General features: G+C 65.8%; 1 pseudogene. It reads left to right on the top strand.

Going from position 1 to position 786, the window contains the following annotated elements:
* Positions 1-405 precede the first annotated feature (405 nt).
* Positions 406-786 (top strand): annotated as a pseudogene (locus tag AC1DWF_RS33670) (hypothetical protein); the annotation flags it as partial.

The following is a 786-nucleotide window of genomic DNA, read 5'->3' as shown; positions in this document are numbered from 1 at the left end:
TAGGAATTCCGGCGCATGGACCAAACTAGGCCGACTTATGGGATGGACCTAGCGCGTCGTCGTTAGGTTTTCGAGGTTTTGGGGATGGTGCGGAAAACGGGAAGCGCGGCCCTGCCTATGGTGCCTATGCTGCGTATGCTCTTCCGGGCGAAGCRGTTCACGCGTGTATCTGTGCGTGTGTCGGCTTAGCCCCTCGGCGACCAGGGTTATGGGGGTTATGGGGGTTTCGGGGAACGCTCTAAAAGCGATTTCTGGCGGACCTCGACCGGGCTCCACCTCGCCCCTCAGTTGGAGTGGATGTCAGCCGCTCCCCTGAAGCTTCCGGGCCTTCCCTGCATGTGGCACTAGCCGCCGGCCTTGGTTGCGGCGATAACCCATCCTCCTTCTCAAGGTCGGGACGTCCTCATGGCAYTRCGCAAATTCCTCTGGGCCGCGGCCGCATTGGCCTCGCCGCTGGCCGCACAGGCGCAGCCCGTATCGGGCATCTACATCGGTGCCGGCGCTGGCGCGAACTGGGGCGTCGCGACGGACCTGCGTCCGAACGGCAGCATGACGGCGGGCCTGCGCAACGCCGGCTTCCCGGCCAATGGCGGCCGCACCACCTTCGAGACCGGCTATGTCGGCGTCGCCAGCGTGGGCTGGGGCTTCGGCAACGGGCTCCGGCTCGAGGGCGAGATCGGCTACCGCAACAACGACACGAACGGCATCTCCGGCTTCGGCCCSGCGGTGAACAGCGGCCGYATYCCCGGCACCAACGGCACCCGGCAYTCSGSCAGCTTCATGGTG

The sequence above is a fragment of the Aminobacter sp. P4_D5 genome (assembly GCF_056401815.1).
The sequence above is the reverse complement of the archived record's forward strand: the minus strand, read 5'-3'. Positions and strand labels throughout refer to the sequence as shown.